Annotated in this window: 26 protein-coding genes and 1 pseudogene; 14 read left to right on the forward strand and 13 right to left on the reverse strand. The window is 69.8% G+C overall.

Annotated features, from left to right (window positions below; all coding sequences use genetic code 11):
* Positions 1 to 120: 120 nt before the first annotated feature.
* The gene (locus ACAM57_RS02225) at positions 121 to 567 is read left to right on the forward strand and encodes a cytochrome c (RefSeq protein ID WP_369660556.1); all 447 of its coding nucleotides are present in this window, start codon (positions 121 to 123) and stop codon (positions 565 to 567) included.
* 71 nt (positions 568 to 638) lie between these two features.
* Here the strand turns inward: ACAM57_RS02225 and ACAM57_RS02230 are convergent, their stop codons facing one another.
* Positions 639 to 1,136 (reverse strand): TlpA disulfide reductase family protein, encoded by a 498-nt coding sequence (locus ACAM57_RS02230; protein WP_126025400.1) that lies wholly within the window; start codon positions 1,134 to 1,136, stop codon positions 639 to 641.
* Between the two features lie 99 nt (positions 1,137 to 1,235).
* On the opposite strand from ACAM57_RS02230, the gene ACAM57_RS02235 reads away from it, so the two are divergent.
* The 11 genes from ACAM57_RS02235 (at position 1,236) to ACAM57_RS02285 (ending at position 10,052) form a co-directional block, all read left to right on the forward strand.
* Positions 1,236 to 1,787, forward strand: coding sequence for a hypothetical protein (locus ACAM57_RS02235; RefSeq protein WP_369660557.1), 552 nt, complete (start codon positions 1,236 to 1,238; stop codon positions 1,785 to 1,787).
* 149 nt (positions 1,788 to 1,936) lie between these two features.
* A complete protein-coding gene (locus ACAM57_RS02240) occupies positions 1,937 to 2,392 on the forward strand; it encodes a PTS sugar transporter subunit IIA (protein WP_126025398.1) in 456 nt (151 codons plus the stop codon).
* Positions 2,361 to 2,630 (forward strand): HPr family phosphocarrier protein, encoded by a 270-nt coding sequence (locus ACAM57_RS02245; RefSeq protein WP_184642140.1) that lies wholly within the window; start codon positions 2,361 to 2,363, stop codon positions 2,628 to 2,630. Before ACAM57_RS02240 ends, ACAM57_RS02245 begins: the two co-directional genes overlap by 32 nt.
* A 10-nt stretch (positions 2,631 to 2,640) precedes the next feature.
* Positions 2,641 to 4,443, forward strand: coding sequence for a phosphoenolpyruvate--protein phosphotransferase (ptsP, locus tag ACAM57_RS02250; RefSeq protein WP_184642139.1), 1,803 nt, complete (start codon positions 2,641 to 2,643; stop codon positions 4,441 to 4,443).
* 146 nt (positions 4,444 to 4,589) lie between these two features.
* Positions 4,590 to 4,964 (forward strand): DUF4148 domain-containing protein, encoded by a 375-nt coding sequence (locus ACAM57_RS02255; RefSeq protein ID WP_369660558.1) that lies wholly within the window; start codon positions 4,590 to 4,592, stop codon positions 4,962 to 4,964.
* A 146-nt stretch (positions 4,965 to 5,110) separates the two neighbouring features.
* Positions 5,111 to 5,575: a Spy/CpxP family protein refolding chaperone gene (locus ACAM57_RS02260; protein ID WP_369660559.1), complete on the forward strand. Its 465-nt coding sequence runs from the start codon at positions 5,111 to 5,113 to the stop codon at positions 5,573 to 5,575.
* A gap of 118 nt (positions 5,576 to 5,693) precedes the next feature.
* On the forward strand, positions 5,694 to 6,071 hold the full coding sequence (locus tag ACAM57_RS02265; protein ID WP_369660560.1) for a DUF4260 domain-containing protein: 378 nt from the start codon (positions 5,694 to 5,696) through the stop codon (positions 6,069 to 6,071).
* The gene (locus ACAM57_RS02270; RefSeq protein ID WP_369660561.1) at positions 6,068 to 6,472 is read left to right on the forward strand and encodes a hypothetical protein; all 405 of its coding nucleotides are present in this window, start codon (positions 6,068 to 6,070) and stop codon (positions 6,470 to 6,472) included. The genes ACAM57_RS02265 and ACAM57_RS02270 overlap by 4 nt, the downstream gene beginning before the upstream one ends.
* Positions 6,473 to 6,522: 50 nt before the next feature.
* On the forward strand, positions 6,523 to 7,218 hold the full coding sequence (locus tag ACAM57_RS02275) for a response regulator transcription factor (RefSeq protein WP_369660562.1): 696 nt from the start codon (positions 6,523 to 6,525) through the stop codon (positions 7,216 to 7,218).
* 29 nt (positions 7,219 to 7,247) lie between these two features.
* Positions 7,248 to 8,630: an ATP-binding protein gene (locus tag ACAM57_RS02280; RefSeq protein WP_369660563.1), complete on the forward strand. Its 1,383-nt coding sequence runs from the start codon at positions 7,248 to 7,250 to the stop codon at positions 8,628 to 8,630.
* 378 nt (positions 8,631 to 9,008) lie between these two features.
* Positions 9,009 to 10,052: an NADP-dependent oxidoreductase gene (locus ACAM57_RS02285; protein ID WP_369660564.1), complete on the forward strand. Its 1,044-nt coding sequence runs from the start codon at positions 9,009 to 9,011 to the stop codon at positions 10,050 to 10,052.
* Positions 10,053 to 10,085: 33 nt separating this feature from the next.
* On the opposite strand, the gene ACAM57_RS02290 is transcribed toward ACAM57_RS02285, so the two are convergent.
* From ACAM57_RS02290 to ACAM57_RS02335, 10 genes are all read right to left on the reverse strand, one after another.
* Positions 10,086 to 10,403, reverse strand: a complete 318-nt coding sequence (locus ACAM57_RS02290; RefSeq protein ID WP_126025389.1) for a hypothetical protein — start codon at positions 10,401 to 10,403, stop codon at positions 10,086 to 10,088.
* 107 nt (positions 10,404 to 10,510) lie between these two features.
* The gene (locus ACAM57_RS02295) at positions 10,511 to 11,353 is read right to left on the reverse strand and encodes a DMT family transporter (RefSeq protein ID WP_369660565.1); all 843 of its coding nucleotides are present in this window, start codon (positions 11,351 to 11,353) and stop codon (positions 10,511 to 10,513) included.
* Positions 11,354 to 11,437: 84 nt separating this feature from the next.
* Positions 11,438 to 12,145, reverse strand: a complete 708-nt coding sequence (locus ACAM57_RS02300) for an AraC family transcriptional regulator (protein WP_369660566.1) — start codon at positions 12,143 to 12,145, stop codon at positions 11,438 to 11,440.
* Positions 12,146 to 12,193: 48 nt separating this feature from the next.
* Positions 12,194 to 12,754, reverse strand: coding sequence for a hypothetical protein (locus tag ACAM57_RS02305; RefSeq protein ID WP_369660567.1), 561 nt, complete (start codon positions 12,752 to 12,754; stop codon positions 12,194 to 12,196).
* A gap of 36 nt (positions 12,755 to 12,790) precedes the next feature.
* The gene (locus ACAM57_RS02310; RefSeq protein WP_369660568.1) at positions 12,791 to 13,942 is read right to left on the reverse strand and encodes an SLC13 family permease; all 1,152 of its coding nucleotides are present in this window, start codon (positions 13,940 to 13,942) and stop codon (positions 12,791 to 12,793) included.
* Complete coding sequence (locus tag ACAM57_RS02315; RefSeq protein WP_369660569.1) at positions 13,939 to 15,198, reverse strand: MFS transporter; 1,260 nt, start codon at positions 15,196 to 15,198, stop codon at positions 13,939 to 13,941. Before ACAM57_RS02315 ends, ACAM57_RS02310 begins: the two co-directional genes overlap by 4 nt.
* Positions 15,199 to 15,215: 17 nt before the next feature.
* Positions 15,216 to 15,935, reverse strand: coding sequence for a hypothetical protein (locus ACAM57_RS02320; protein ID WP_369660570.1), 720 nt, complete (start codon positions 15,933 to 15,935; stop codon positions 15,216 to 15,218).
* Between the two features lie 172 nt (positions 15,936 to 16,107).
* The gene (locus ACAM57_RS02325; RefSeq protein ID WP_369660571.1) at positions 16,108 to 17,472 is read right to left on the reverse strand and encodes a sigma-54-dependent transcriptional regulator; all 1,365 of its coding nucleotides are present in this window, start codon (positions 17,470 to 17,472) and stop codon (positions 16,108 to 16,110) included.
* Positions 17,457 to 18,929, reverse strand: a complete 1,473-nt coding sequence (locus ACAM57_RS02330; protein WP_369660572.1) for a sensor histidine kinase — start codon at positions 18,927 to 18,929, stop codon at positions 17,457 to 17,459. The genes ACAM57_RS02325 and ACAM57_RS02330 overlap by 16 nt, the downstream gene beginning before the upstream one ends.
* Positions 18,930 to 18,981: 52 nt before the next feature.
* Positions 18,982 to 20,514 (reverse strand): class I adenylate-forming enzyme family protein, encoded by a 1,533-nt coding sequence (locus ACAM57_RS02335; RefSeq protein ID WP_369660573.1) that lies wholly within the window; start codon positions 20,512 to 20,514, stop codon positions 18,982 to 18,984.
* Positions 20,515 to 20,748: 234 nt separating this feature from the next.
* On the opposite strand from ACAM57_RS02335, the gene ACAM57_RS02340 reads away from it, so the two are divergent.
* Together ACAM57_RS02340 and ACAM57_RS02345 are read left to right on the forward strand one after the other, a co-directional pair.
* Complete coding sequence (locus ACAM57_RS02340; RefSeq protein WP_369660574.1) at positions 20,749 to 20,991, forward strand: GlsB/YeaQ/YmgE family stress response membrane protein; 243 nt, start codon at positions 20,749 to 20,751, stop codon at positions 20,989 to 20,991.
* Positions 20,992 to 21,023: 32 nt separating this feature from the next.
* Positions 21,024 to 21,515 (forward strand): hypothetical protein, encoded by a 492-nt coding sequence (locus tag ACAM57_RS02345; RefSeq protein WP_369660575.1) that lies wholly within the window; start codon positions 21,024 to 21,026, stop codon positions 21,513 to 21,515.
* Here ACAM57_RS02345 and ACAM57_RS02350 read toward each other — a convergent pair.
* Both ACAM57_RS02350 and ACAM57_RS02355 read right to left on the reverse strand, forming a co-directional pair.
* Positions 21,516 to 22,957, reverse strand: a pseudogene (locus ACAM57_RS02350) (efflux transporter outer membrane subunit).
* Complete coding sequence (locus ACAM57_RS02355) at positions 22,954 to 26,088, reverse strand: efflux RND transporter permease subunit (RefSeq protein ID WP_369660576.1); 3,135 nt, start codon at positions 26,086 to 26,088, stop codon at positions 22,954 to 22,956. Before ACAM57_RS02355 ends, ACAM57_RS02350 begins: the two are co-directional and overlap by 4 nt.
* Between the last annotated feature and the right edge of the window lie 3 nt (positions 26,089 to 26,091).

Raw genomic sequence — 26,091 nt, forward strand, 5'->3', positions numbered from 1 at the left:
TTAGCAAAGTCCGGGCCCCAGGCCGCTTCGGGTTGTTGCTATGCGGCCGGTACGGCCCGCCCCTACACTCGCCCGCAACGCCGCGCACGATGGCGTTTTTTCCCCACACGAGGATCACCCATGAAACGATTCGCCTCCCTGGCCGTCGCAGCCGCCTGCGCGGCCATGTCCCTTCCCGCGGCCGCCCAGTTCGCCAAGCCCGAAGACGCCATCAAGTACCGCCAGAGCTCGCTGTTCGTGATGAGCCAGCACTTCGGCCGCCTCGGCGCCATGGCCAACGGCCGCGCGCCTTACGACGCAGCCGCCGCCGCGGCCAATGCCGAAGTGGTCGCCGACATGGCGAAGCTGCCCTGGGCAGGCTTCTCCGCCGGTGCCGAGGGCGGCAAGGCCAGGCCCGACATCTGGAGGGAAGACGCCAAGTTCAAGGAGCGCCAGCAGAAGCTGCTCGAGGAAACCAGCAAGCTGGTGACCGCCGCCAAGGCCGGCAATCTCGATGCCCTCAAGGCCCAGTTCGGCCCGACCGCCGCGAGCTGCAAGGCCTGCCACGACAGCTTCCGCGCGCAGTAAGCAGCGGATCGCGACAGGACAAAAGCAAAAGGCGCCCTTTCGGGGCGCCTTTCGTTGGGGCTGGCAAGAGATCAGGCTTCGGCCAGGAGTTTTTCGATGAGCTTGTGCAGCTCTGCGAAGTCCGGCTCGCCCACATAGCGCTTCACGATCTCGCCGCGCTTGTTGACCAGATAGGTGGTCGGCGTGAGCTTCACGTCGCCCCAGGCCTGCGCCACGCTGCCGGTGTTGTCGATCGCCACCTTGAACGGCAGCTTGCGTGTCTGGGCGAAATTGACGACGTAGCTCGGCGGGTCGTAGCTCATGGCCACCGCCAGCGTGTCGTAGCCCTGGGCCTTGTACTTGTCGTAGGTGGCGATGACCTTGGGCATCTCGCCCACGCAGGTCACGCAGCTGGTGGCCCAGAAGTTGACCAGGGTGACCTTGCCCTTCAGGTCCGCCGTGCTCTTCTGCGAGCCGTCCAGCAGCACGAAGGTGGAGGCGGGAGCGGCAGTGGCGCCGGAGCCGAGGTACACGCCCACGCCGGTGGCCAATGCGACGACGACAGCTGCTGCGGCGAGGTATTTCTTCATGGCTTGGTGCAAGAGAAGGGCGGCGCGATTTTAGTTCCGCGTGCCCGATCGTGCTGGCGACATCCCGACCGGCGTGCACGGTTCGATAATCGCTGCCCCATGCCGTCACCGTCCCCCGCCATTCCCCGCTCCAGGCTCGCAGTGCTGGCCGCGGCAGCCCTGCTCGCAGCCTGCAGCCCCGCCTTCAACTGGCGCGAAGTGCCGATCGCCGGGGCCGGCCTGGTCGCGATGCTGCCCTGCAAGGCCGACCGTGCGACCCGCGCGCTGCCGCTGGGCACCGAATCGGTGCAGGTCGACATGACGGGCTGCGAAGCCGGCGGCGCGACATTCGCCATCGCGCATGCCTTCGCGAACGGTCCCGAGCAGGCCGAAGCCTGGCTGCGCGCCTGGCACACCGCCACGCGCGGGCAACTTGGCGAGGCGCAGGTGACGGAATCCGCCGCCAGCGTGCTGCGCGCAACGGCAGTACCTGCGCCGCTGCGCCTGGAAACACAGCCGCCGCAAAAAGGTACGGCCACGCCCCTGCAGGTGCTCTGGTTCGCCCAGTCGCAGAAAGACGGTTCGGTGGCGCTCTACCAGGCCACGGTGCTCGGCCAGCCTTCCTCGGCCGAGGCGTCGAAGACCTTCTTCGAGGGCCTCAGGCTTCCATGAGCGGCGGCCTCGCCCGCTATAGTTCCGATAGCTGCGGTGGCCAGACCGTTTCGCACGGTCCTGTCCGTTTTCCGAGGCTGCCGCGTTATGTCGCATATCTACTTCCCCTGGGCGCCCCCGCATAATCGACGCGTCGTCCTCCCTTTTGCATGAACAGCATCCTCATCATCGCCCACGCTCCGTTCGCCCATGCGATGCGGCAGTGCGCGCTGCATGTGTTTCCCGACTGCGAACAGGCCATCGCCGCGCTCGACGTGCTGCCCAACGTGTCGCCCGAAGAAACGCTGGCGGCCGCGCGCATCACCCTCGCGCAGCAGCTGCACGCGCCGCGTTCGCAGGTGCTGGTGCTGGCCGACGTGTTCGGCGCCACGCCCTGCAACGTGGCGCAGAAGCTGGTGGACGGCGTCCGGTCGCGGCTGGTGGCGGGGGTCAATCTTCCGATGCTGCTGCGTGCCGTCACCTACCGGCACGAACCCCTGGAGACGCTGGTGCAGCGCGCCCTCGCGGGCGGCACCGCGGGCGTGATGCAGGTGGCGGTGGCGGCTCCCCAGAACCAGGCGAAAAGAAAGCACAGTGATCAAGAAATCCGTGACCATCAGCAATAAGCTGGGCCTGCATGCACGCGCATCGGCCAAGCTGACCAAGCTCGCAGGCAGCTTTCCCTGCGAGGTGTGGCTCTCCCGCGGCGACCGCCGCATCAACGCGAAGAGCATCATGGGCGTGATGATGCTGGCTGCCGGCCTGGGCTCCACCGTCGAGCTCGAAACCAACGGGCCGCAGGAAGACGAAGCGATGAACGCCATCGTCCAGCTCATGGACGACAAGTTCGGCGAAGGCGAATAAGGACCGTCCCATGACCTTCGCAGTCCACGGCCTCCCCGTCGCCCGTGGCATTGCCATCGGGCGCGCCGTGCTGGTGGTGTCGAGCCGCATCGACGTCGCCCACTACTTCATCAAGCCCGAAGAGATCGAGACCGAGATCGACCGCGTGCGCACCGCGCGCAACGCGGTGGCCGACGAGTTGGCCAAGCTGCAGGCCAACGTCGCGCAGATGGGCCCGAACGACGCGCCGCACGAGCTTGCGGCGCTGCTCGAGGTGCACCAGATGCTGCTGCAGGACGAAGCCCTGAGCGGCGGCGTCAAGCACTGGATCAGCGAGCGCCTGTACAACGCCGAGTGGGCGCTGACCACGCAGCTGGAGATCATCGCGCGCCAGTTCGACGAGATGGAGGACCCGTACCTGCGCGAGCGCAAGGCCGACCTCGAGCAGGTGGTCGAGCGGCTGCTGCACCGCATGAAGGGCACGGCCGCCGTGCTGGCGCCGAGCCCGCCGCGCCGCAAGCGCGCGGCCTCCGCTGACGATGACAACGACGACCCCACCGCGGGCGACGGCATCGACGTGCCGCTGGTGCTGATCGCGCACGACCTCTCGCCGGCCGACATGCTGCAGTTCAAGAAGAGCGTGTTCGCCGGCTTCGTCACCGACGTGGGCGGGCGCACCTCGCACACCGCCATCGTGGCGCGCAGCATGGACATCCCGGCCGTGGTCGGCGCGCGCACTGCGAGCCAGCTGGTGCGGCAGGACGACTGGGTCATCATCGACGGCGACGCCGGCGTGGTGATTGTCGATCCGTCGCCGATCATCCTGGCCGAGTACGGCTTCAAGCAGCGCCAGGGCGACCTCGAGCGCGGCCGGCTCGCGCGGCTGCGCCACAAGCCCGCCGTCACGCTCGACGGCCAGCGGGTGGAGCTGCTGGCCAACATCGAGATGCCGGAAGACACCGTGGGCGCGGTCAAGGCCGGCGCGGTGGGCGTGGGCCTCTTTCGCAGCGAATTCCTCTTCATGGGCCGCGACACGGGTTCGCCCCAGACCCGGCTGCCCGACGAGGAGGAGCAGTACCAGGCCTACAGGCGCGCGGTCGAGGGCATGCAGGGCATGCCGGTCACCATCCGCACCATCGACGTGGGCGCCGACAAGCCGCTGGACAGCAAGTCGGCCAACAAGCAGGAGCACCTGAATCCGGCGCTGGGCCTGCGCGCCATCCGCTGGAGCCTGGCCGATCCGGCGATGTTCCTCACGCAGCTGCGCGCCATCCTGCGCGCGGCGGCGCATGGCGAGATCCATCTGCTCATCCCGATGCTCGCGCACGCGAGCGAAATCAGGCAGACGCTCTCGCTGATCGACTTCGCGCGCGCCGAACTCGACAACCGCGGCGCGGTGTACGGCCACGTGAAGCTCGGCGCCATGATCGAGATCCCGGCGGCCGCGCTCACGCTGCGCATCTTCCTCAAGCACTTCGACTTCCTGTCGATCGGCACCAACGACCTGATCCAGTACACGCTGGCCATCGACCGCGCCGACGAATCGGTGGCGCACCTCTACGACCCGGCGCATCCGGCCGTGCTGCGCCTGGTGGCCGACACCATCGCCGAGTGCCGCCGACAAGGCAAGGGCGTGGCCGTGTGCGGCGAAATGGCGGGCGACGTGGCCTTCACGCGCCTGCTGCTGGGCCTGGGCCTGCGCAGCTTCTCGATGCATCCCTCGCGCATCCTCGCGGTCAAGCAGGAGGTGCTGCGCGCCGACACCGGCAAGCTCGAGGCATGGGCAAAGAGCGTGCTCGACTCCGACGACCCCGCCGCCGCAATGGCTGGCTGACCGGCTGACGCCACGAGCGCACTTTTCACTCACCCCGCGGGTGAGTGAAAAGAAACGAAACACGCCGAAACTGCGGCGAAAGGACTTGCGGGGGGCCCGCAAGCACGATCAGGCCTTCTCTTCAACCACTGAAAGAAAGGCCTGAAATGAACTCCATCTCCTTTACCCAGATCGTCGCCGTCGCATCCTTCGCCATGCTCGCCGCAGCCGGCGCGAAGGCTGAGAGCTACGAGGGCGTGCAGCCCGCCGTGTCGGCCAAGAGCCGTGCCGAAGTCAACGCCGAAGCCATGCGCACCGCATCGGCGCCCGACCAGAACGTGGTGCGCGGCTCGCGCGGTGCCGAGACCATGGCCGTCTCGACCGAACGCGGGCGCATCGTCGCAGAAGCCGTGCGCGCTGCCGCCGCGCCTGACCAGAACGTGTCGGCGAGTTCGCGCGTGAACAGCCAGGTCATCTCGACCATGCCCAACCCCGTCGACGCACGCGCCTCGGCTGCCAACGCCAAGAGCAGCCGCCTCTAAGCAGGCCGGCTTGTCGCCACGCCTGTCGCCACGCCTGTCGCCATAAAACGAAACACGCCGCAACCGCAGCGAGAGGACTTGGCCCGGTGCAATCCGCACCATGGAGCTTCCTCCTCAACACAACACCAGGAACACAAGGAATCGCCATGAAACACTGGATCAAACGCACTCTCTTTGGCTTCGCCGGCGCCGCCATGGTCGCGGGAAGCATCGCCGGCTGCAGCAGCTACCGTCACGGCTGGGGCGGCGACAGCGCCGAGTTCCGCACGAAGATGGTCGAGCGCGTGGGCAGCAAGCTCGAACTCGACGCGAGCCAGAAGCAGAAGCTCACCGTGCTGGCCGAGAGGCTGCAGGCGCAGCGTGAAGCCATGCGCGGCGCGGGCGGCTCTGGCGATCCGCGCTCGCAGTTCAAGGCGCTGTTCGCGGGCAACAAGCTCGACCAGGCCGGTGCTGCCCGACTGATCGACGAGAAGACCACGGCCGTGCGCAACGGCAGTCCCGAGATCATCGCCGCCGCAGCGGACTTCTTCGACAGCCTGAACGCCGCGCAGCAGCAGAAGGTGCGCGATTTCATGGAGCGAGGCGGCCGCCGCTGGAGCCACCGTGGCTGAACCGGGCTCACCCCCAGGCTTCGCGCACTTCGTGTCGCTGCGCCTCCCCCCTCTCCGGGGGCGACACCAGTGGCCCGGCGAAGCCGGTTCCACGGCGTCTCCCGAAGGGGGCGCAGCGGTGGTCACGGGCGGAGTACGCACCCTGCTGCGCCTCGAAGGCGCGGTGGTGCTCGGCGTGGCGCTCGCCGCCTACGCGCAGTTCGGCGCAGGCTGGGGCGTGTTCGCGCTCTGGCTGCTCGCGCCCGATCTCTCGCTGCTGGGCTACCTCGCGGGTTCGCGCACGGGCGCGGCGCTCTACAACGCGGCGCATTCGTACGTCGGCCCGGTGCTGCTGCTGGCGCTCGGCGTTCTCGCGGCCATGCCGTGGGCGGTGGCGGGCAGCCTGATCTGGCTGGCCCACATCGGCATGGACCACGCGCTGGGCTACGGGCTCAAGTACGCGAGCGGCTTCGCCGCCACGCACCTGGGCCGCATCGGCAAGGCGGACCCGTGGTGAGCGACAAGTACATGAGCGGCGACCCCACCGCCTCGCATGCCGTGCACGCGCCAGCCGCGCGCGCATGGATGCTGACCGAGGCGCTCACGCTGGGCATCGCGTCGATGGTGCACGCCGGTTTGCTCGTGCCCGGCTACGCGCACCCGGCGGCGCGCACCGCGGAGGCGGTGATCGCCACCGTGCTGGTGCTGGCCTCGGTGGAGACCTGGCTGCGCCCGCACCATGCGCGCCGCGCGGCCATCTTCGGCCAGGGCTTCGCGCTGCTGGGCACGCTGGTCGGCCTTGGCACCATCGTCGCTGGCATCGGGCCGCGCACGGTGCCCGACGTGGTCTATCACGCGCTGCTGCTTTCCACTCTCGTGACGGGCCTGACCTGGGCGGTGCGATGCCGGCGGGTCTGATGGTCAGCGAGGTCATTCGCCACTTTCTCGTCCGGAGGCACAATCCCGCCATGCCGCGCATCCTGCTGATCGACGACGACGAGCATCTCGCCGCGCCGCTGACCACCTACTTCGCACGCTTCGGCTGCACGCTCGAAAGCGCCGTGCGCCCGAGCGAGGGGCTGGCCAGGCTGCGCGCGGGCACCTACGACGCGGCCATCCTCGACGTGATGCTGCCCGAGATGGACGGCTTCGCGCTGTGCCGCGAGATCCGCAAGGAAAGCGACATTCCCATCGTGATGCTCACCGCCCGCGGCGAAGTGATGGACCGCGTGGTCGGGCTGGAGCTCGGCGCCGACGACTACGTGCCCAAGCCCTTCGAGCCGCGCGAACTGGTGGCGCGCGTGCAGACCATCCTGCGCCGCCAGCGCAGCACGCCGCAGGCGTCAGCCAGCGGCACGCAGTACCGCGTGTTCGACGGCCTGTCGATCGACCTCGACCGGCGCCAGGTGCTGCGCCACGGCGAGCGCGTGGAGCTCACCGGCACCGAGTTCGAGCTGCTCGCGCTGCTGGCGGCCGAGCCGGGCAAGGTGTTCAGCCGAGACGACATCCTCAACCGCCTGCGCGGGCACGAGGCCGAGCTCTACACGCGCGCGGTCGACATCGTCGTGAGCCGGCTGCGCAAGAAGCTCGAGCCGCTGGATTGCATCAAGACGCTGCGCAACGCGGGCTACGCGCTGGCCGTCGCCCGCAGCGAACCTGCATGAACTTCGGCCGAAGCAGGGAGTCCCGCAGGATGCGGTGGCGCGGCGAGGAATGCCGCGACGAGATGACGCGCGGCGACTGGCACGCCAAGTGGCACGCGCGCTGGAACGAGAAGGTGCAGGGCAAGCGCCGCTGGCGCCGTTCGCTGCGCGTGCGGCTGGTGCTGATGTTCGTGCTGCTCGCGCTGGTGATGGCGGCCGTCTTCATGGGCGGCATGAAGAAGTCGTTCTCCACCGGCTGGGCCGAGGCCGCCAAGCCCATGCTGACCGACTACGCCGATCGCCTCGTGGCCGAGATCGGCACGCCGCCCGACGTGGCGCGCGCGCAGGCGCTGGTGGCGCGGCTGCCGATCACCATCCGCATCGTCGGCCCCAAGGTCAACTGGGATTCCAACCCCGGCGGCGCGAGCAGCCCCAGCGGCTGGATGCATGACCGCGAGGACGTCTTCGGCGGCGACAAATGGTTCATCCGTCCCACGGCCGACGGGCACCGCGTGATCTTCGGCTGGTCGCCCAAGCTCTGGCAGCTGGCGCCGCGCGTCATCGGCTGGGCCACGCTGGGCCTGCTGCTGTCCTGCGTGCTGCTGGGCTATGCCTACGTGAGCCGGTTGCTGCGGCCGCTGATCGACATCCGCGAGGGCGCGCAGCGCTTCGGCCGTGGCGAGTTCACGCAGCCCATTCCGATCCGCCGCAACGACGACCTCGGCGACTTGGCAGAGCGCATCAACACCATGGCCGAGGACATCCAGGCCATGCTCGACGCCAAGCGCGGGCTGCTGCTGGCGCTGAGCCACGAGCTGCGCTCGCCGCTCACGCGCGCGCGCCTGAACGCCGAACTGCTGCCGACCACGCCCGAGGGGCAGGCCGAGCGCGACGCGCTGCTGCGCGACCTGAACGAGATGCGCGACCTCATCAGCGACCTGCTCGAAAGCGAGCGCCTCGCCAGCCCGCACGTGGCGCTGCAGCGCGAACCGGTCGACCTGGCGGCGCTGATCCGCGAGATCGTGGCCGAGATGCCCGGAGCGGAGCATGTGCATCTCGACCTGGCCGAGGGCCTGCCGCCGCACGCGGTGGACCGCATGCGCATCCGACTGCTGGTGCGCAACCTGCTGGACAACGCGCTGCGCTACAGCGCCGACGCGCCCCGGCCGCCCTGCGTGTCGCTGCGCGCGGTGCTCGACGGCAGCAGCCAGGGCGCCGAGATCGAGGTGCGCGACCACGGCCCCGGCGTGGACGACGAGCAGCTCGAGCGCCTGACAGAGCCCTTCTACCGCACCGACGGCGCCCGGGCGCGCGCCACCGGCGGCGTGGGCCTGGGCATGTACCTGTGCCGGCTGATCGCCGAGGCGCACGGCGGCAAGCTCACGGTGCGCAATGCGCATCCGGGGCTGCAGATCGTCGTCAGGCTGGCCTAGGGCCTGTTCACACTATTTCCGGGGTCGCGTTGGCGCTCCAAGGGGCTGGCTGCAAGGCGCCCGTGCGCAGCAAGGCTTTCGCCTCGCAAGCGCGGGCAACGCCGCAGACGGCCCCTTGGAGCGCCAACCCTGCGGGAAGGGCAGCCAGGGCGGGCCACTCGGCGTTGCGCTCCTAGCGTGTGCGCATGCACACGCGTCGTCACGCGCCTTGATTGGCCCGCCCTGGCTGCCCTTCGCGACCCCGGAAATAGTGTGAACAGGCCCTAGCCGGGGGCGAAAGGCGCGCTGTCGCCTGCGCTACCTGCCCGCCCCGGGGGCGCCGCTACGATGCGCCTGCGCGCCAGCGCCCCCTCATTCAAGGTCAAGGAGACAGACGCCATGAGCACCCCACTCACCAACCATCAGGTCCGCCTCGCCAAGCGCCCCGAGGGCACGGCCACCCGCGAGAACTGGAAGTTCACCACCGAGCCCGTCGGCGAACCGGCCGAGGGCGGCGTGCTCGTCAAGACGCTGTCGCTGTCGCTCGACCCTGCCATGCGCGGCTGGCTCAACGACGCCAAGAGCTACATCCCGCCCGTGGGCATCGACGAAGTGATGCGTGCCGGCGGCGTCGGCCGCGTCATCGCCTCGAAGAACCCGCAGTTCGCCGTGGGCGACACCGTCTACGGCACGCTGGGCGTGCAGGAATACATCCTCATCCCCGAAGACCAGATCAAGCGCAACGGCCTGGTGAAGATCGACCTGCGCGTGGGCACCATCACCCAGTGGCTCAACGTGCTGGGCATGCCCGGCATGACCGGCTACTTCGGCCTGATGGACGTGGGCATGCCCAAGCCAGGCGAGACGGTGGTGGTTTCCGGCGCGGCCGGCGCCGTCGGCCAGACGGTGGGCCAGCTGGCCAAGATCAAGGGCTGCCGCGTGGTCGGCATCGCCGGCGGCCAGGCCAAGTGCGACTGGGTTGTGAAGGAGCTCGGCTTCGACGCCTGCATCGACTACAAGGCCGGCGCCGCCGCGGTGCGCGAGGGCCTGAAGACGCACTGCCCGAAGGGCGTGGACATCTACTTCGACAACGTCGGCGGCGAGATCCTCGACATGGTGCTGGCGCGGCTCGCACGCAAGGCCCGCATCATCATCTGTGGTGCCATCAGCCAGTACAACAACGCCAACAGCATGCCCTCGGCTGGCCCGAAGAACTACCTGAGCCTGCTGGTGAATCGTGCCCGCATGGAAGGCATCGTGGTATTCGACTACGCCGACAGGTACCACATCGCCATCGCCGAGATGGCCGGTTACCTGAAAGATGGGCGCATGAAGAGCAAGGAAGACGTCGTGAAGGGCCTCGATACCTTCCCCGAGTCGCTCAACAAGCTCTTCGCGGGCGAGAACTTCGGCAAGCTGGTGCTGCAGGTCGCCGAAGACTAGGCGCGGGGCGGGCCGCCGGAGGGCCGCCGCGGCTCAGCCCAGGTCGGGACGCATCGGGATGTCGCCCAGCGCGTCGTCCTCGCGCAGGCCGCGCGCGGCCTTCAGCAACTCGATCGACAGGCCGTCGCCATGGCCCGCGAAGCCCCGGGCGATGCCCTCGAGCACCGTCGACAGGCCGGCTTCGCCGTCGCTGCGCGCATCCATGCTGATGTTGAGCACCCGGGCCGCCATCTGGCGGTAGGTGACGGCGCCCGCGCCCTCCAGCGCGGCCACCAGGTCGAGGTACAGCGCCAGGTTCAGGTCGAACACCAGCTTTGGCGTGATCTCGAAATCCCTGTTCTTGTCGTCCATGTGGGTTGGCTCCTTTTTCCTGAGCCTCCACTCTAGCCAGAAAAGATGAAGGCGCGCCGTCGGATACAGCCTGATTCAGCACGCAGGCATCACCGTGATCACCGCGATCAGCGTGCGCGCGTGCCCATGATCGCCGCCGAGATGATCAGCCAGGCCGCCAGCGCGATGGTCCAGGTCAGCGGCCGGCCCGTCACCAGCAGCAGCAGCGCTGTCGAGCCCAGCGGGGTGATGTAGCTCAGGATGCCGATCTGTCGCGCGTCGCCGCGCTTGAGCGCCATGTCCCACACGAAGAAGGCCGCGCCCAGCGGGCCGAGGCCGCACAGCGCGAGCAGCAGCCAGTCACGGGCCGTCAGCGACACCGAGGGCTCCAGCACCGCATGGCAGGCCAGCGCGAGCGCCCCCGAAACCAGCCCGAAGAGGCCGATCGCCGAGGTCGGGAAGGCCGGCACGCGCTTCGTCCACAGCGAATAGCTCGCCCAGACGAAGGCCGAGGCCAGCGCCGGCACGAAGCCCCAGTACCCCGCGGCGGAAGCGCCGCTGCCTCCGCCCGCGCCCAGGATCGCCGCTGCCGCGCCGCCAAAACCCAGCAGCCCCGCCACCAGGTGCAGCGGCCGCAGCGACACGCCCGGCAGCAGCACCGGCGCCAGCACCACCATCAGCAGCGGCCAGAGGTAATTGACCAGGTTGGCCTCGACCGGCGGCGCGTAGCGCAGCGCGATGAACAGCAGGAAGTGATAGCCGAAGAGCCCGTAGATGCCCAGCGCCAGCGTGCGCGGCGGCACTTTCCAGGCGGCGCGGTCGCGCAGCACCAGCGGCCAGCTCGGCACGCTGCCGATGATGAGCGCGAGGCCCGTGAGCAGAAAAGGCGGCAGGTGCGACAGGGCCGTGCCCAGCGAGGCGAGCGTGGTCCACAGGGCGATGGCGATCAGTGCGTAGGCGGTCGATGGCATGGATGGCGAGGCTACGCGATGCGGTCGTCGCGCAATGACGGTCCGTCGTCGAGAAACGACGGTCTTTCGATCAGGAAAAGGGACTCAGCGCCGCAAGGCGGCCGTAAGGGCGGAAGGCGAGCGGTAGCCCGTGCGCCGCGCCGTCTCCGCCACGCTCATGCCGCCCAGCCTCAGCTCGCGCGCATGCGCCAACCGCAGCGAGCGCAGCCATTGCATCGCGCCCATGCCCTGCTCGTCGCGGCAGCGCTGCGCGAACTGGCTGGGGCTCAGGCAGGCGACCTGGGCCAGGTCGGCCACGCTCAAGGGCTCGTGCCAGCGGGCACGGGCCCAGTCGGCGAGCAAGGACCAGTCGATGCGGCGGCGCGACGCCGACGACGATGCCGGTGCGGGGCTCCAGGCCTCCAGGAGCAGCGCCGGCCCGTGCTGCAAGGCCAGGGCCGAGGCTCGCGGCTGCTTCATGCATTGCGCCAGGTAACGCGCCAACGCGTGCAGTTGCGCCGAATCGGGCGGCGCGCGTTCGGCGCAGCGGGCCCATGCCGGCTGCGTGGTGTCGAGCACCAGGCACACCGCGCCATGCCTGCGCGCGCTGAAATCGTGCCGGTCGCCCGGTGCGACCACCTGCGCTTCGCCCGCGGCGATGCCGGCGCCCCGGCCTTCCACCTCGATATCGAGCACGCCGTCGAGGCCGATCAGCACCTGGAAATGGTCGTGCGCATGGCTGCCGTGCGAGTGGCCGTAGTCGCGCAGGGCGAGTTCATGGCGAGGCGGCAGGGATGAACCGAAAACAGGCATGGGCAGTCGAGGATTGTCCGCGCAGCTCCCGCAATGCCACAAGCGGCATCAGCTTCCGTCGGCGTCCCGCAGCGCCTGAGCGTTGACCCGCACGGCCTCGACCACACGCCCCTGGCCTGTCGCCAGCGGCTGCGTGCGGCCCTCGGCCCGCACCCTGTCTCCGACCTTCAGCGCCAGCTTCGCATGGCCGTCGGGCTTCATGTGGATGAAGTCGCCGGTGTCCAGCACCACGCCGTTGGCCTCTCCGTGGCGCGCGTAGTTGAAGCGCACCACGGTGCCTTCGATGCGTTCTTCGGCCCGCGCACGCCGGGGCGGTTCGCCGTCGACCGAGGCCAGCCGCTCGAAGCGGTAAACCGTGTGTTCGCTCTCCGCCTTGGGCGAGGGGCCTGCTTCGATGCCCTCGATCACCAGCGCCTGGCCCACCTTCAGGCTCTCGAAGGCGCGCGCGGCGCCTTCGTCGTGGCGGTCGAACACGAACTGCGTGGGCACGCCGTCGGTGTCGATCAGCACGCCCTCGATGCTGCCCCTGGGGCTGTAGATCAGTTGCTGGAAGCGGCCTTCGACGGACCAGACGTCGAGGGTGCCGTGGGATTCATGATGACTTGGCATGGAATGTCCTTTCGAGATCGGTTGTTGAAAGGGCGATCAGCCGAGCCGCAGCAGCAGCGCCGAGGCCGCGCACACCAGCAGGAAGGGAATGCTGATGCGGTGGAACTCGCGCAGCCCATTCGGCAGCTTCGCCAGCCGCAGCGCGATCAGGTTGGCCAGCGAGCCCAGCACGCAGCCGAAGCCGCCCACGCTCACCCCGGCCGCGAGCGCCGGCAGGTCGCGCACGTGGCCATCCAGCAGGATGGCCGCCGGCACGTTGCTGATGAACTGCGAGGTCACGATGGCCGCGAGGTAGGCGCGCCAGCCCTCGGTGATCGGCCAGTGGCCCAGCAGCGCCACCACCGCGGGCAGCTCCGCGAGCTGCCGCAGGTCCACGAACATCAGCGCGATGATCGCCAGCAGCGCCCAGTCGATGCCGCGCAGCACGCGCGGATACGCCACCAGGAACACGCCGAACACCACGCCCAGCCCGGCCAGCAGCCAGTGGCGGTCCAGCGCGACCACGAAGCCGACGAACAACACCCCCGACAGCGCCAGCATGCGCGGCTGCACCGGCGCGGCCTTGGCCTCGGGCTTGAGCTCGATGGGTGTGCGCGGCACCAGCAGCCACACCGCGACGAAGAGCCAGAACAGCATCACCGCCACCGTCGGCCCCATCATTCCCATGAAGGCGACGAAGCCCTCGCCCGAGCGATGCCACAGATAAAGGTTCTGCGGATTGCCGATCGGCGTGAGGGCAGAGCCCGCGTTCACCGCCAGCGCCTGCAGCACCACCAGCCGCGCCAGCGGCAGGTGCGCCTGCGTGGCGAGCACGCGCGTCAGCGGCACCAGCAGGAACAGGCTCACGTCGTTGGTGACCAGCGCCGAGAGAAAGGCCGCGCTGGCCGTCAGCAGCATCGCCAGGCTGCGCTGGTCGTGCGTGCGCGCCAGCAGGCGCTGCGCGGCGGCCTGCAGCATGCCGCTGCGCTCCACGCCCTGCGTGATGGCCAGCAGCCCGGCGAGCGCGCCCACGGTCTGCCAGTCGACCAGCCGCAGCCAGTCCATCGGCGCGCGCGGGCGCAGGAAGGCGAACAGCACTGCGACGGCGACCAGCACCCACAGCAGGCCGTTGCCGCCGCCTTCGTGCGGCGAGGAAGCGTCGGAATCGGAAGTCGCGGAAGAAGGCGCGGACACGGAATCTTTGGTCATGGAGCGGAAGTGGTCGGTGCGCGGGCGGCAAGCGCGTCCGGCATCGAACGCGGACGATAGCGGGTTTCGGGCATCGCGAAGGCAAAGAGAGCGAGCCCGGCCAGCGCGACGGCCGCCAGCATCACGAAGGCCGCGTCGTAGCCGGCCAGGTGCGCGACCGCACCGGCTGCCAGATTGCTCAGCGCCGCGCCCAGCCCCACGCAGGCCGCGCCGATGCCCAGTGCGAAGTTGAAATGGCCGCTGCCGCGCGTGATGTCGCCGATCATCAAGGTCAGCATCACGCCGAAGATGCCCGCGCCGATGCCGTCCAGCACCTGAAGCGACAGCAGCGCGGCGGGGCTGTCGGCCAGCAGGTAGAGCAGCCCTCGCACCGGCAGCACCGCGAAGCCGACCAGGAAGATGGGCTTGCGCGCCAGCCGCGGCGCCCAGCGGCCGACCGCCAGGGCGATCGGAACGGTGACCAGCTGCGTGACGATCACGCCGCCCGACAGCCACAGCGTGGCCGAGGTGCCGGCCTGCGTGCCGACCTTCTGCGCCACGAGCGTGAGCATGGCGGCATTGGCCAGGTGGAACAGGAAGGCGCAGGCCAGCAGCACAAGCAGGCGGCGGTCGTACCAGCGCGCGGACGGCGCGGCATCGGGCTCGTGGCCGGTGTCGGCGCCGCGCGCCAGGAGCGGATCGACGTCGCGCTGGCGGATCAGCATGGCCGCCGCCATGGTCGGCAGCGCCATCGCCACCGCGTAGAAGAACATGGCGTGCGGGCCGAACGCGTGGCCCACCCAGCCCGTGCCCAGTGCCCACAGCACCGTGCCGCCCGCGGTGATCGCGGCGTTGCGGCCGATGCGGGCATCCAGCCCGGCGCGGCCGACCATGCCGAGGCTGATGGCCGCGATGGCGGGCGCCACCAGCGTGCCCGCCGCGCCGATGAGCGACTGGCCCGCCAGGATCACACCGTAGCCCGGCCAGTTCGCCATGACCACGAGGCATGCCGCGATGAGCGCGATGGCCCCCGCGATCCAGCGCGGCTTGTGCCGCACGCTGTCGATCAGCGCGCCGGCCGGCGCCTGCACCGCCAGCCCCACCAGCGCCGAGACGAACATCACGGTGCCGATGCGCTGCGGGTCCCAGGCCAGCGTGCCGGCCATGAAGACGATCAGGAACGGGCCGACGCCGCCCTGGATGTCTGGCGCAAGGAAGGCCAGCGCGTCCAGCGAGCGCAGGCTGCGGCGGGAGGGCGCGGAGGACGGGGCGGTCATCGCAGGGGGCTCGCCGATCAGAACGCCGGCACCGGCGGACGCGGCGCCACCGGGCCACGTCCGGGCCCCCGGTGCGGGCCCTCGAACACTTCGCGCGCCGTGGACGCGGTCGGGCCCATGCTCGTGGCCTCCAGCGCCGTGCCCTGCGCACCGCGCGTGCCCCAGCCGCGCGCGTAAAGCTGCGCGCCGGGCTGCAGCTGCGCGCCGTACATGGCGCCGATGTGCGGCGGGAAGCGCACGATGGTCCTGTCCGCCAGCAGCGCGCCGTGCACGTCGCCGAGGTCGTTGTACAGAAGGCGCTCGATGCGCCCGTCCGCCGTCATGGCGCTCAGCGCGGCCGGATCGTGGGCGCGCCGCGGCGGGAACATGCCGGGAACAGGCGGCTCGTCGATCACGCTGCGGCCGTTGGCGCTGAGCGACTGCATGCGCACCACCGGCACCTGCGGCGCGCGCCAGCCACGGACCTGCACGGTGTCGCCGGGCCTGAGCGCCTGCATCACCGCGGCCGAAAGGTGCGGCGGGAACGCGACCTGCGTTCCGTCGGCCAGCAGCAGGCCGTCGGCCTCGCCGTTCGGGTTGAGCAGCCATTGCTGCACGCGGCCGGAGGCGACGGTGTCCGCCTCCGGTGCGACGGCAACGGGCGGCGGCGGCGGAAGATGGGCGAAGGCCGGAGTGAAAGCGGTGCTGCCCCCGAGCAGGCAGACGGCGGTGGCGATGGACGCGATGCGATGTGTCATGGTGACTCCTTGTGGATGAATGCCCCATGGACATCTCACACAACGTGCCAGCCCGCATTTCCTTTGAAATCAACGACTTGCGCGTGCCGAACGGCGGCAGTCGTCCGGTACGGGGACAGGAGGCGTCCGCTTTGCGGACACCCCCGGACGCCTTGTCGCTTCATTGCCTTATCTACTGCTCGATGCCGTACTGCGCCAGCTTCCGGTACAGCAGCTGGCGGTGAATGCCCAGCCGCCGCGCGGCCTCGGTGCGGTTGCCCTGCGTCTGCGCGAGCGCGTGCTCGATGAGCAGCCGTTCGAGCCGTTCCACCGCGCCGGGCAGGTCTCCCTCCAGCCACTCGGCCGGCAGCATCCCGACGGACGGTGCCGATTGCGCGGGCCGCGCCTCGCCCATCGCCAGCCCCAGGTCGGCGCTGCCGATCACGCGATGCCGCACCAGCGCCTGGCAGCGCTCCATCACGTTGCGCAGCTCCCGCACGTTGCCGGGCCAGGGCCGGCTCAGCAGCAACTGCGCGGCCTCCGCGGAGAGCGCCTTGGGCGCATCGGGCAATGCCGCGCGCCGCAGGAAGTGCTCGGCCAGCGGGATCACGTCGGCCAGTCTCTCGCGCAGCGGCGGCAGGCGTATCGACAGCACGTCGAGCCGGTACATCAGGTCTTCGCGAAAGCGTCCCTCGCCGACCGCCGCAGCCAGGTCGCGGTGGGTGGCTGCGACGATGCGCACGTCGACCTTCACCGGCTTGTGGCTGCCCAGCGGCGTGACCTCGCCTTCCTGCAGCACGCGCAGGATCTTCGCCTGCACCGAAAGCGCCATGTCGCCGATCTCGTCGAGCAGCAGCACGCCGCCGTCGGCCGCGCGAAAGCATCCCGCGCGCTCGCCGGTCGCACCCGTGAACGCGCCGCGCACATGGCCGAAGAGCTCGCTTTCGAGCAGCTCCTTCGGAATGGCCGCGCAGTTGACCGCCACGAAGGGCTTGTCCGCGCGCGACGAATACCGGTGCAGCGCGCGCGCCACCATTTCCTTGCCGGTGCCCGTCTCGCCCAGCACGAGCACGGGCGCCTGGCTGGCCGATGCGAGGCCGATGCGCTTCTGCACCTCGCGCATCGCCTGGCTCAGGCCGACGAGGTCGCCGTCGTCGTCTTCCGCCACGGCGGTCGCCGCCGCCACGCCTTGTTGCTGCTGTTGCAGGACGCGCCCGAGCACCTCGCGCACGGCCTCGCGGCTGATCGGCTTGGTGATGTGGTCGAAGGCGCCGAGCCGCATCGCCTCGATGGTGTTGCCCGCGCTCGCGAAGGCGGTGAGCACGATCACCGGCGGCACGCGCGCGAGCCGGGCGTGCATCGCCTCCAGCGTCTGCAGGCCGTCCATGCCGGGCATTCGGTGGTCGAGGAACACGGCGTCGAAGCGCGTGCGCGCCATCGCATCGAGCGCCTCGGCGCCGCTCGCGACGTTGTGCGCCTCGTGGCCCAGGCCCTGCAGCGTCTCGGCCAGCGTGTCGCGGAAAGCGTCGTCGTCGTCGACGATCAGGAAGCGCGCCATGGAAGCTCCAGTTCGAATCGCGTGCCGGGTTCGAGCGCCGCATGGCGCAGGTCGCCGCCATGTGCCAGCGCCACTTCGCGCGCCAGGGCGAGGCCCAGGCCGGTGCCATCGGCGCGGCCCGTGGCGAAGGGCTCGAAGAGGCTGGCCTGCAAGGCTTCGGGCACGCCGCCGCCGTCGTCGTCCACCCGGATGAAGAGCGTGCGCGCCTCGTTCGCCGAGGCCGAGAGCGTGACGTGCCCGCCGCGCGGCGCATGGCGCACCGCGTTGTCGAGCAGGTTGTCGACAGCGCGCGCCAGATGCACGGGGTCGAACACGGCCTGCGGCGGCTCGTCGTGCTGCAGCACCAGGCGTACGTCCGCCGCGCCGGCCCTGCCGCTCACGCTCGCGATGCGTTCTTCAAGCCAGCGATGCAGGTCGACCTGCACCGGCGCCAGCGTCACCGGCTGCACCAGTGCCAGCAGGCTCTGCACCAGGCCGTCGAGCCGGTCGATCTGCCCGACGATCACGCGCAGCGCGTCGCCCTGCTTCCCGGGCGTGGCGGCCAGCGCGTTCTCGGCCTTCAGCCGCATGGTGGCGATGGGGTTGCGGATCTCATGCGCGATGCCCCCGGTCATGCGGCCCAGCGCGGCCAGGCGCTGGTCGCGGCTGCGCTGCTGGGCGGCTTCGCGAAGGCGCGCGCGTGCTTCCTCGAAACGCACACGGTAGTGATTGAAGCCGTCGACGATGCGGTCGAGCTCGCGCACGCCGGTGCGGGGCAGCTCGGGCATGGCGCCGCCGTCGGCATCGCTGCGGGCCAGCCGGTCTTCCAGCCGCTGTACGTGGCGCAACCCGCGCAGCAGGATGAAGCCCAGCCACAGGCCCGAAGCCAGCACCAGCAACAGCAGCACACCAAGGCCGGTGCGCAGGCTGTCCTGCGCGGCCAGCGCGCCGCCGGTGGTGCGGGTCATGGTCCAGGCTGCGAGGTCGTTGCCCGGCGCCGCCAGCGGGCAGGCCGCGACGATCAGCGCCTCGCGGCTGCCGCGCACCACGTCGGTCTGCAGTTGCTGGGTGCGGGCGGCCAGCTGCGCCACCTCGGCGATCAGCGGCTGCTCGGCCGCGGGCACGTCGCGCTTGACGCCGCCGCCTTCATAGGTGGGGTAGGCATAAGCCAGGTGGCCGCCGCCGGCCTGCCACACGCCGCCCTCGACATGCGGCGCCTCGATCAGTACCAGCTGCAGCAGCACCTGCAGCAGGTCGACCTGCGGCCGGGCAGGGGCAAGCGAGGAGGACGACGGCGTGGCCGACTTGGCATAGCGCGCCGCGATCGCCCGGCAGGACTGCTCGGTGGCGGCGCGCGCCGCCGACACCTGCACGCCCGCGCTGCTGCGGTAGAGCGTGAGCATCACCACCGCCAGCGCGGCGCACATGGCGAACAGCAGCATCCAGAAAAAGATCAGTTGACCACGCAGGGATTTCATGCGCCGCGATCTTGCCCTGTCTTCGTGTCACGGCGCGCCTGTCCCGGCGCTGTCAACGGCCGGCGAGCTCACGCAGCTCGCGCTTGAGCACCTTGCCGATCGCGCTGCGCGGCAGCTCGTCGATGAAGGCCAGGCGCGCCAGGCGTTGTGTCTTGCCGAGCTGGGCGTTGGTCCATTGCAGCAGCTCGTCCTCGCTGGTGGCGTCGCCCTCGCGGCGAACCACGAAGGCGGCGGGCGTCTCGCCCCATTGCTCGGAGGGCACGCCCACCACAGCTACGTCGGCCACCGCCGCATGGCCGCGCAGCACGGCTTCCAGGTCGCTCGGGTAGATGTTGAAGCCGCCGCTGATGATCATGTCCTTCTTGCGGTCGAACAGCGTGAGGAAGCCGTCGGCGTCGAAGCGGCCCACGTCGCCGGTGCGGATGAAGCGCTTGCCGGTGGCGTCGAACCATTCGGCCTCGCGCGTCTTCGCGGGCTGGCGGTGGTAGCCGGTCATCATGCCGGCCGAGTGGCCCACCACCTCGCCGGCCACCTCGGTGTTGCCGCTCGGAAGCTCGTTGCCTTCCTCGTCGATCAGGCGGATGTCGCTGCCCTCGGCGGGCCGGCCCACCGTGTGCAGCTTGGTCGGGTTCAGGTGCGCTTCCAGGATGCAGGTGCCGCCGCCCTCGGTCATGCCGTAGAACTCGACCAGCCCGCCGGGCCAGCGCTTGAGCACGTCGGCCTTCAGCGCGGCGCCGAAGGGTGCGCTGGTGCTGAACTTGTGCCGGTAGGAAGACAGGTCGTGCTCGTCGAAGCGCGGATGCGCCATCAGCCGCTGGTACTGCACCGGCACGAGCATGGTGTGCGTCACGCGGCGCTGCTGCGCGAGCTGCAGGTAGCCCAGCGCGTCGAACTTGGGCATCAGCACCACGCAGCCGCCGAAGGCCAGCGTGGGGAAGAACACCACCAGCGTGGTGTTGGAATAGAGCGGCGTCGAAAGCAGCGTGACCGTGTCGGGCCCGTACTCGTACTTCGCGCCGCGCTGCACGTGCGCCCAGCGCATGCCGTGGCCCTGCACGATGCCCTTGGGTTCGCCCGTGGTGCCCGACGAATAGATGATGTTGAAGGCCCAGCCCGGCTGCACCTCGACCGCCTCGGGCCGCGCGCCGGCAGGCGCCAGCCATTCCTCGATGCCGCGCCCGATCTGCGAGCCGTCGAGCGCCACGCGCGGAATGCCCCCTTCCTTCGCGGGGCCGATGACCTCGGCGGCCGATGCGTCGCTGAACAGGATGCGCGCGTCGGCGTCCTCGATCATGCGCGCCAGGCTGGCGGGCGTGGAGCCGGGGGCCAGCGGTGCCACCGCGACGCCCGCGCGCAGCGCGCCCAGGAACACGGCAGCGTAGTTCACCGACGACGAGGCGCAGATGGCGATGGCGTCGCCGGCCTTGAGCCCGTCGCGCTGCAGGCTGGCCGCGACGCGGTCCATCAGCGCGTCGAGGGCGCGGTAGTCCAGCGTGCGGATTGCGTCCGACAGGGCGGCATGGTCGGGCGTGTGTTGCGCGTGGAGGCGGACCAGATCGGCAATGGCGCCGAAACTGCGTTCCATGGCGGCTTGGACGGCGGGGTGAGTTTGCAAAGTCGTCTTCCTTCTTCTTGGCCGGACTCTTGGCCAAACGGCAGGATAGCGAAATGCTCCCGCTTCCTGCCAGCGCCTTGGCGACCGGGCGGTCGCAGGACGGCGCGCCGTCAGTTGGCGCTCAGGAAGACGGGAACACGATCCCCGGGCGCTGCACGCCAAGCGGCGGCGGCGCTTGTTGTCACCAACGACAGGGGGTTTTCCGTGCACATCATCTGGACGATTCTGATCGGCTTCATCGCCGGGCTCCTGGCCCGCGCGGTGCTGCCGGGCAACAACTCGATGGGGTTCATCCTCACGGCGGTGCTCGGCATCGCCGGCTCGCTGGTCGCCACCTATGCCGGGCAGGCCATGGGCTGGTATGCGGCGGGCGCGGGCGCAGGCTTCATCGCCTCGGTGGTGGGCGCGGCGGTGCTGCTCGGGACCTGGCATCTCGTGAGCCGCTGAGGCAGCCGGATCCCTTCATCAAGGAGTCTTCCATGGGCTTACTCGACATCCTCCAGCAGGCCATCGGCAACAACGATGCCGAAGCCCACCTCGACCAGGTCGCGCAGCACGCCTCCGCCGGCGAGCTGGGCGCGGGGCTCGCGGCCGCGATGCGCTCGGACCAGACGCCACCTTTCGGCGACACCGTGGGCCAGCTCTTCGGACAGTCGTCGCCCTCGCAGCAGGCCGGCGTGCTCAACCAGATACTGGCCACGCTCGGGCCCGCTGCCGCCTCGGCGCTGGCCGGCGGCGTGCTCGGACGCATGCTGCAGCCCGGCCAGACGCAGATCACGCCCGACCAGGCCTCGCAGCTCTCGCCCGCGCAGGTGACCGAGATCGCCGCGCATGCCGAGCAGCAGCACGCCGGCGTGATCGACGAGGTGAGCCGGTTCTACGCGCAGCACTCCGGGCTCATCAAGACGCTGGGCGGCGCAGCCATCGCCATAGCGCTGGCGAAGATGAAGGAGAACGCCACGCGCGGCTGATCAGCCCGCGGAAGCGTTATCTCCGCCGCCCATCACCTTGTAGAGCGTGATGCGGTTGCTCTGCTCCGACAGGCGCAGCGTGATGAGCGTCTGCTGCGCGGTGTACAGCGAGCGCTGCGCGTCCAGCACCTCCAGGTAGCTGTAGCTGCCGTTGCGATAGAGCGCCTGCGACAGCGTGAGGCTCTTCTGCGTCGCGTCCACCAGCGACTGTTGTGCCGCCAGTTGCTCGCCCAGCGAGCCGCGCACGGCCAGCGCGTCGGCCACTTCCCTGAACGCGGTCTGTACCGTCTTCTCGTAGGTCGCGAGGTCGATCTCGCGCTGCGCCTTGGCCGAATCGAGGCTGGCACGGTTGCTGCCGGCGTTGAAGATCGGCAGGCTGATCGAGGGTGCGAAGCTCCAGGTGCTGTTGCCGCCCTTGAAGAGGCCCGATAGCGCCGTGCTCGACGAGCCCGCGCTTGCCGTGAGCGAAATCGTCGGGAAGAAGGCCGCGCGCGCCGCGCCGATGTCGGCGTTCGAGCCCTGCAGCGTGTGCTCGGCGGCCAGCACGTCGGGGCGCTGCTGCAGCAGCGTCGATGGCAGGCCGGCGGGCACGTCGACCAGCGCGCTGGCCGTGGCCATGCCGGCGGGCGGCAGCAGTTCGTCGGGCACGGTGGCGCCGGCCAGCAGGTCGAGCGCGTTGCGGTCCTGTGCCACCTGCGCGGTGTAGCTGGCCACGTCCACGCGCGCCGATCCACCGTGGTCTGCGACTGGGCCAGCGCCAGCGCGGTGCTGGCGCCCAGCGCCTTCATGCGGCTGGTGAGCTCGTAGGAGCGCTGCTGGCTCGCGAGCGTGCTCTGCGCGAGCTTCAGCCGCTCGTTGTCGGCGGCCAGCGTGAGCCAGGCCGAGGCGACCTCGGCCACGAGGCTGATGCGCGTGCTGCGCGTCGTGGCCTCGGTCGAGAGATAGCTCTGCAGCGCGGCCTCGTTGAGGTTGCGCACGCGGCCGAACAGGTCGAGTTCGTAGCTGCTGAAGCCCAGCGCGGCGGTGTAGGTGCTGCCGACCGACGATTCGCCGCTGCTGCTCGTGGAAGCCGAGGTGCGCTGGCGCGTGCCGCCCGCGGTGGCCGCGACGCTGGGGAACAGCTCTGCGCGCTGCACGCCGTACTGCGCGCGCGCCTTCTCGATGTTCTGCAGCGCCACGCGCATGTCGCGGTTGTTGGCCAACGCGAGCTCGATGGTGCGGCGCAGGCGCTCGTCGGTGATGAAGCCCTGCCAGCCGGTGCTGGCGGAGACGACGCCGGGCTTGCTGGCCTCGCTGGCCTTCGCATCGGCGGCGGCCGGCCACTTCGAGGGAACGGGCGCCTCGGGCCGCGAGTAAGTGGGCGCGAGATTGACGCAGCCGGCCAGCAGTGCGGCGAGGGCGAGCGAAGAGAGTCTGAAACGAAGGGATGTCATGGCTTTCATGCCTCGGGCTGCGCGGTCAGCGTGGGTGCCGCCTCGGGTTTTTTCCTGGATGCGAAGAAGCGCCGGATCACGACGAAGAACAGCGGCACGAAGAAGATGCCCAGCGCGGTGGCCGTCGCCACGCCGCCGAGCACGCCCACGCCGATGGCGCGGCGGCTGCCCGAGCCGGCGCCGGTGCTCAGCGCCAGCGGCAGCACGCCGAACATGAAGGCCAGCGAGGTCATCAAAATGGGCCGCAGCCGCAGGCGCACCGCCTGCAGCGTGGCCTCGACCAGCGCCATGCCCTCGTCCTGCAGCTGCTTGGCGAACTCCACGATCAGGATCGCGTTCTTCGCCGCCAGCCCCACTGTGGTGAGCAGCCCCACCTGGAAGTACACGTCGTTCGACAGCCCCGCCAGCTTGGTCGCCAGCACCGCGCCCAGCACACCCAGCGGCACCACCAGCATCACCGAGAAGGGCACCGACCAGCTCTCGTAGAGGGCAGCCAGGCACAGGAACACGAACAGGATCGACACCGCATAAAGCAGCGGCGCCTGCGAGCCCGACAGCCGCTCCTGGTAGGAACTGCCCGCCCACTCGTAGCCGATGCCCTGCGGCAGCTGCTTCATGATCCCTTCCACCGCGTTCATCGCCGTGCCCGAGCTCACGCCCGCGGCCGGGTCGCCGATGAGTTCGAAGGACGACATGCCGTTGTAGCGCGACAGCTGCGGCGAGCCGTAGGTCCAGCGGCTGCTGGCGAAGGCCGAGAAGGGCACCATCTCGCTGTTGCCGTTGCGCACGTACCAGCTGTCGATGCTGTCGGGCTGCATGCGGAAGGGCGCGTCGGCCTGCACGTAGACCTTCTTCACGCGGCCGTTGTTGATGAAGTCGTTCACGTAGCTGCCGCCCATCGCGCTCGACAGCGTGTCGTTGATGTCCGAGGTCGAGAGGCTCAGCGCAGCGGCCTTCCGGTCGTCGATGTCGATGGCGAACTGCGGCGTGTCGTCCAGGTTGTTGCTGCGCACCTGGCTCAGCGCCGGGCTCTTGCGCGCCAGCGAGAGGAACTGCTCGCGCGCCTGCACCAATGCTTCATGGCCGATGCCGCCCAGGTCCTGCAGCTGCACGTCGAAGCCGGCGTTCGAGCCCAGGCCGCGCACGGCCGGCGGCAGCATCACGAACACGTTGGCGTTGCTGGTGCGCGCGGCCATGTCCATGGTGAAGCGGCGCGCCAGCGAGGCGGCATCCTGCGCCTTGCCGCCGCGCTCGCTCCAGTCCTTCAGCGTGATGAAGGCGTTGCCCGTCGCCTGGTCGCCGCTCAGGCCGGTGAGCGTGATGAAGTGGGCCACTTCCTTCTGCGAGCCCAGGTAGGCCTCGAAGCTCTTCATGGTCTGCTGCAGCTGCTCGTCGGTGGCGCTGGCGGGCAGTTTCACCTGTGCCATCAGCGTGCCCTGGTCTTCATCAGGCAGGAAGGAGGTGGGCAGGCGCATGAAGACCATGCCCAGCACGGCCACCAGCAGCGCGTACACCAGCAGGCTGCGCTTGCCGCGATGCAGCAGGCCGCCCACGCCCGAGCGGTAGCGGTCGGCGTTGCGCTCGAAATTGCGGTTGAACCAGCCGAAGAAGCCGCGCTTCTCCTGGTGATGGCCGGCTTCCACCGGCTTGAGCAGCGTGGCGCACAGCGCCGGCGACAGCGTGAGCGCCACCAGCACTGACAGCAGCATCGACGCCACGATGGTCACCGAGAACTGCCGGTAGATCACGCCCGTCGAGCCGCCGAAGAAAGCCATCGGGATGAACACCGCCGACAGCACCAGCGCGATGCCCACCAGCGCGCCGGTGATCTCGCGCATCGACTTGCGCGTGGCCTCCTTGGGCGAGAGCCCTTCCTCGGTCATCAGCCGCTCGACGTTCTCCACCACCACGATGGCATCGTCCACCAGCAGGCCGATGGCCAGCACCATGCCGAACATGGTGAGCGTGTTGATCGAGTAGCCCATCAGCGCCAGCACGCCGAAGGTGCCCAGCAGCACCACCGGCACCGCGATGGCGGGCACCAGCGTGGCGCGCAGGTTCTGCAGGAAGAGGTACATGATCAGCACGACCAGCACCATCGCCTCCACCAGCGTCTTGGCCACCTCCTCGATGGAGATGCGCACGAAGGGCGTGGTGTCGTAGCCCACCACCGCCTTCATCTGGTTGGGGAAGAAGGGCCCCAGCTCCGCGAGCTTGGCCTTCACCGCGTTCGACACCGTGAGCGCGTTGGCGCCGGTGGCCAGCTTCACGCCCATGGCGGCCGAGGGCTTGCCGTCGAAGCGGCTGGCGATGGTGTAGCTCTCGCTGCCGAGCTCGATGCGCGCCACGTCGCCCAGGCGCACGATGGCGCCGCTGGAGTCGGACTTGACGATCACCTCGCGGAACTGCGCGGCGGTGCGCAGCTTGCTGCGCGCGGTGATGGTCGCCGTGAGTCGCTGGCCCGAGGCCGCCGGCAGCGCGCCGAGCTGGCCGGCCGACACCTCGGTGTTCTGGCTGGTGAGCGCGCTCGTCACGTCCGAGGGCATCAGCGAATACTTCTGCAGCTTCGCCGGATCGAGCCAGATGCGCATGGCGTAGCCCGAGCCCAGCGCCTGCACGTCGCCCACGCCGTCGATGCGGCTGACCACGTCGAGCAGGCTGCTGGAGATGTAGTCGCCGATGTCGGTGGCCGAGGCGCTGCCGTCTTCGGAGACCAGCGAGACGATCATCAGGAAGTCGGTGCCCGACTTGGTGACCGTCACGCCCTGGCTCTGCACCGACTGCGGCAGCTGCGACTCGGCCTGCTGCAGCTTGTTCTGCACCTGCATCTGCGCCACGTCGGCGTTGGTGCCGGCCTCGAAGGTGAGCTCGATGCGCGCGGTACCCGACGAAGTGCTGCTCGACGACATCGACACCAGCCGGTCGAGGCCCTTCATCTTCTGCTCGATCACCTGCGTGACGGAGTCCTCGATGGTCTTGGCCGACGCGCCCGTGTAGGTCGCGTTGATGCTGACCTTGGTGGGCGCGATGTCGGGGTACTGCTCCAGCGACAGCGTGCCGATGGACATCGCCCCGGCCAGCATGATGACGATGGCGATGACCCACGCGAAGATGGGCCGGTCTATGAAGAAGCGTGCCATGCG

Source organism: Variovorax sp. V15, from assembly GCF_041154425.1.
Taxonomy (GTDB): domain Bacteria; phylum Pseudomonadota; class Gammaproteobacteria; order Burkholderiales; family Burkholderiaceae_C; genus Variovorax; species Variovorax guangxiensis.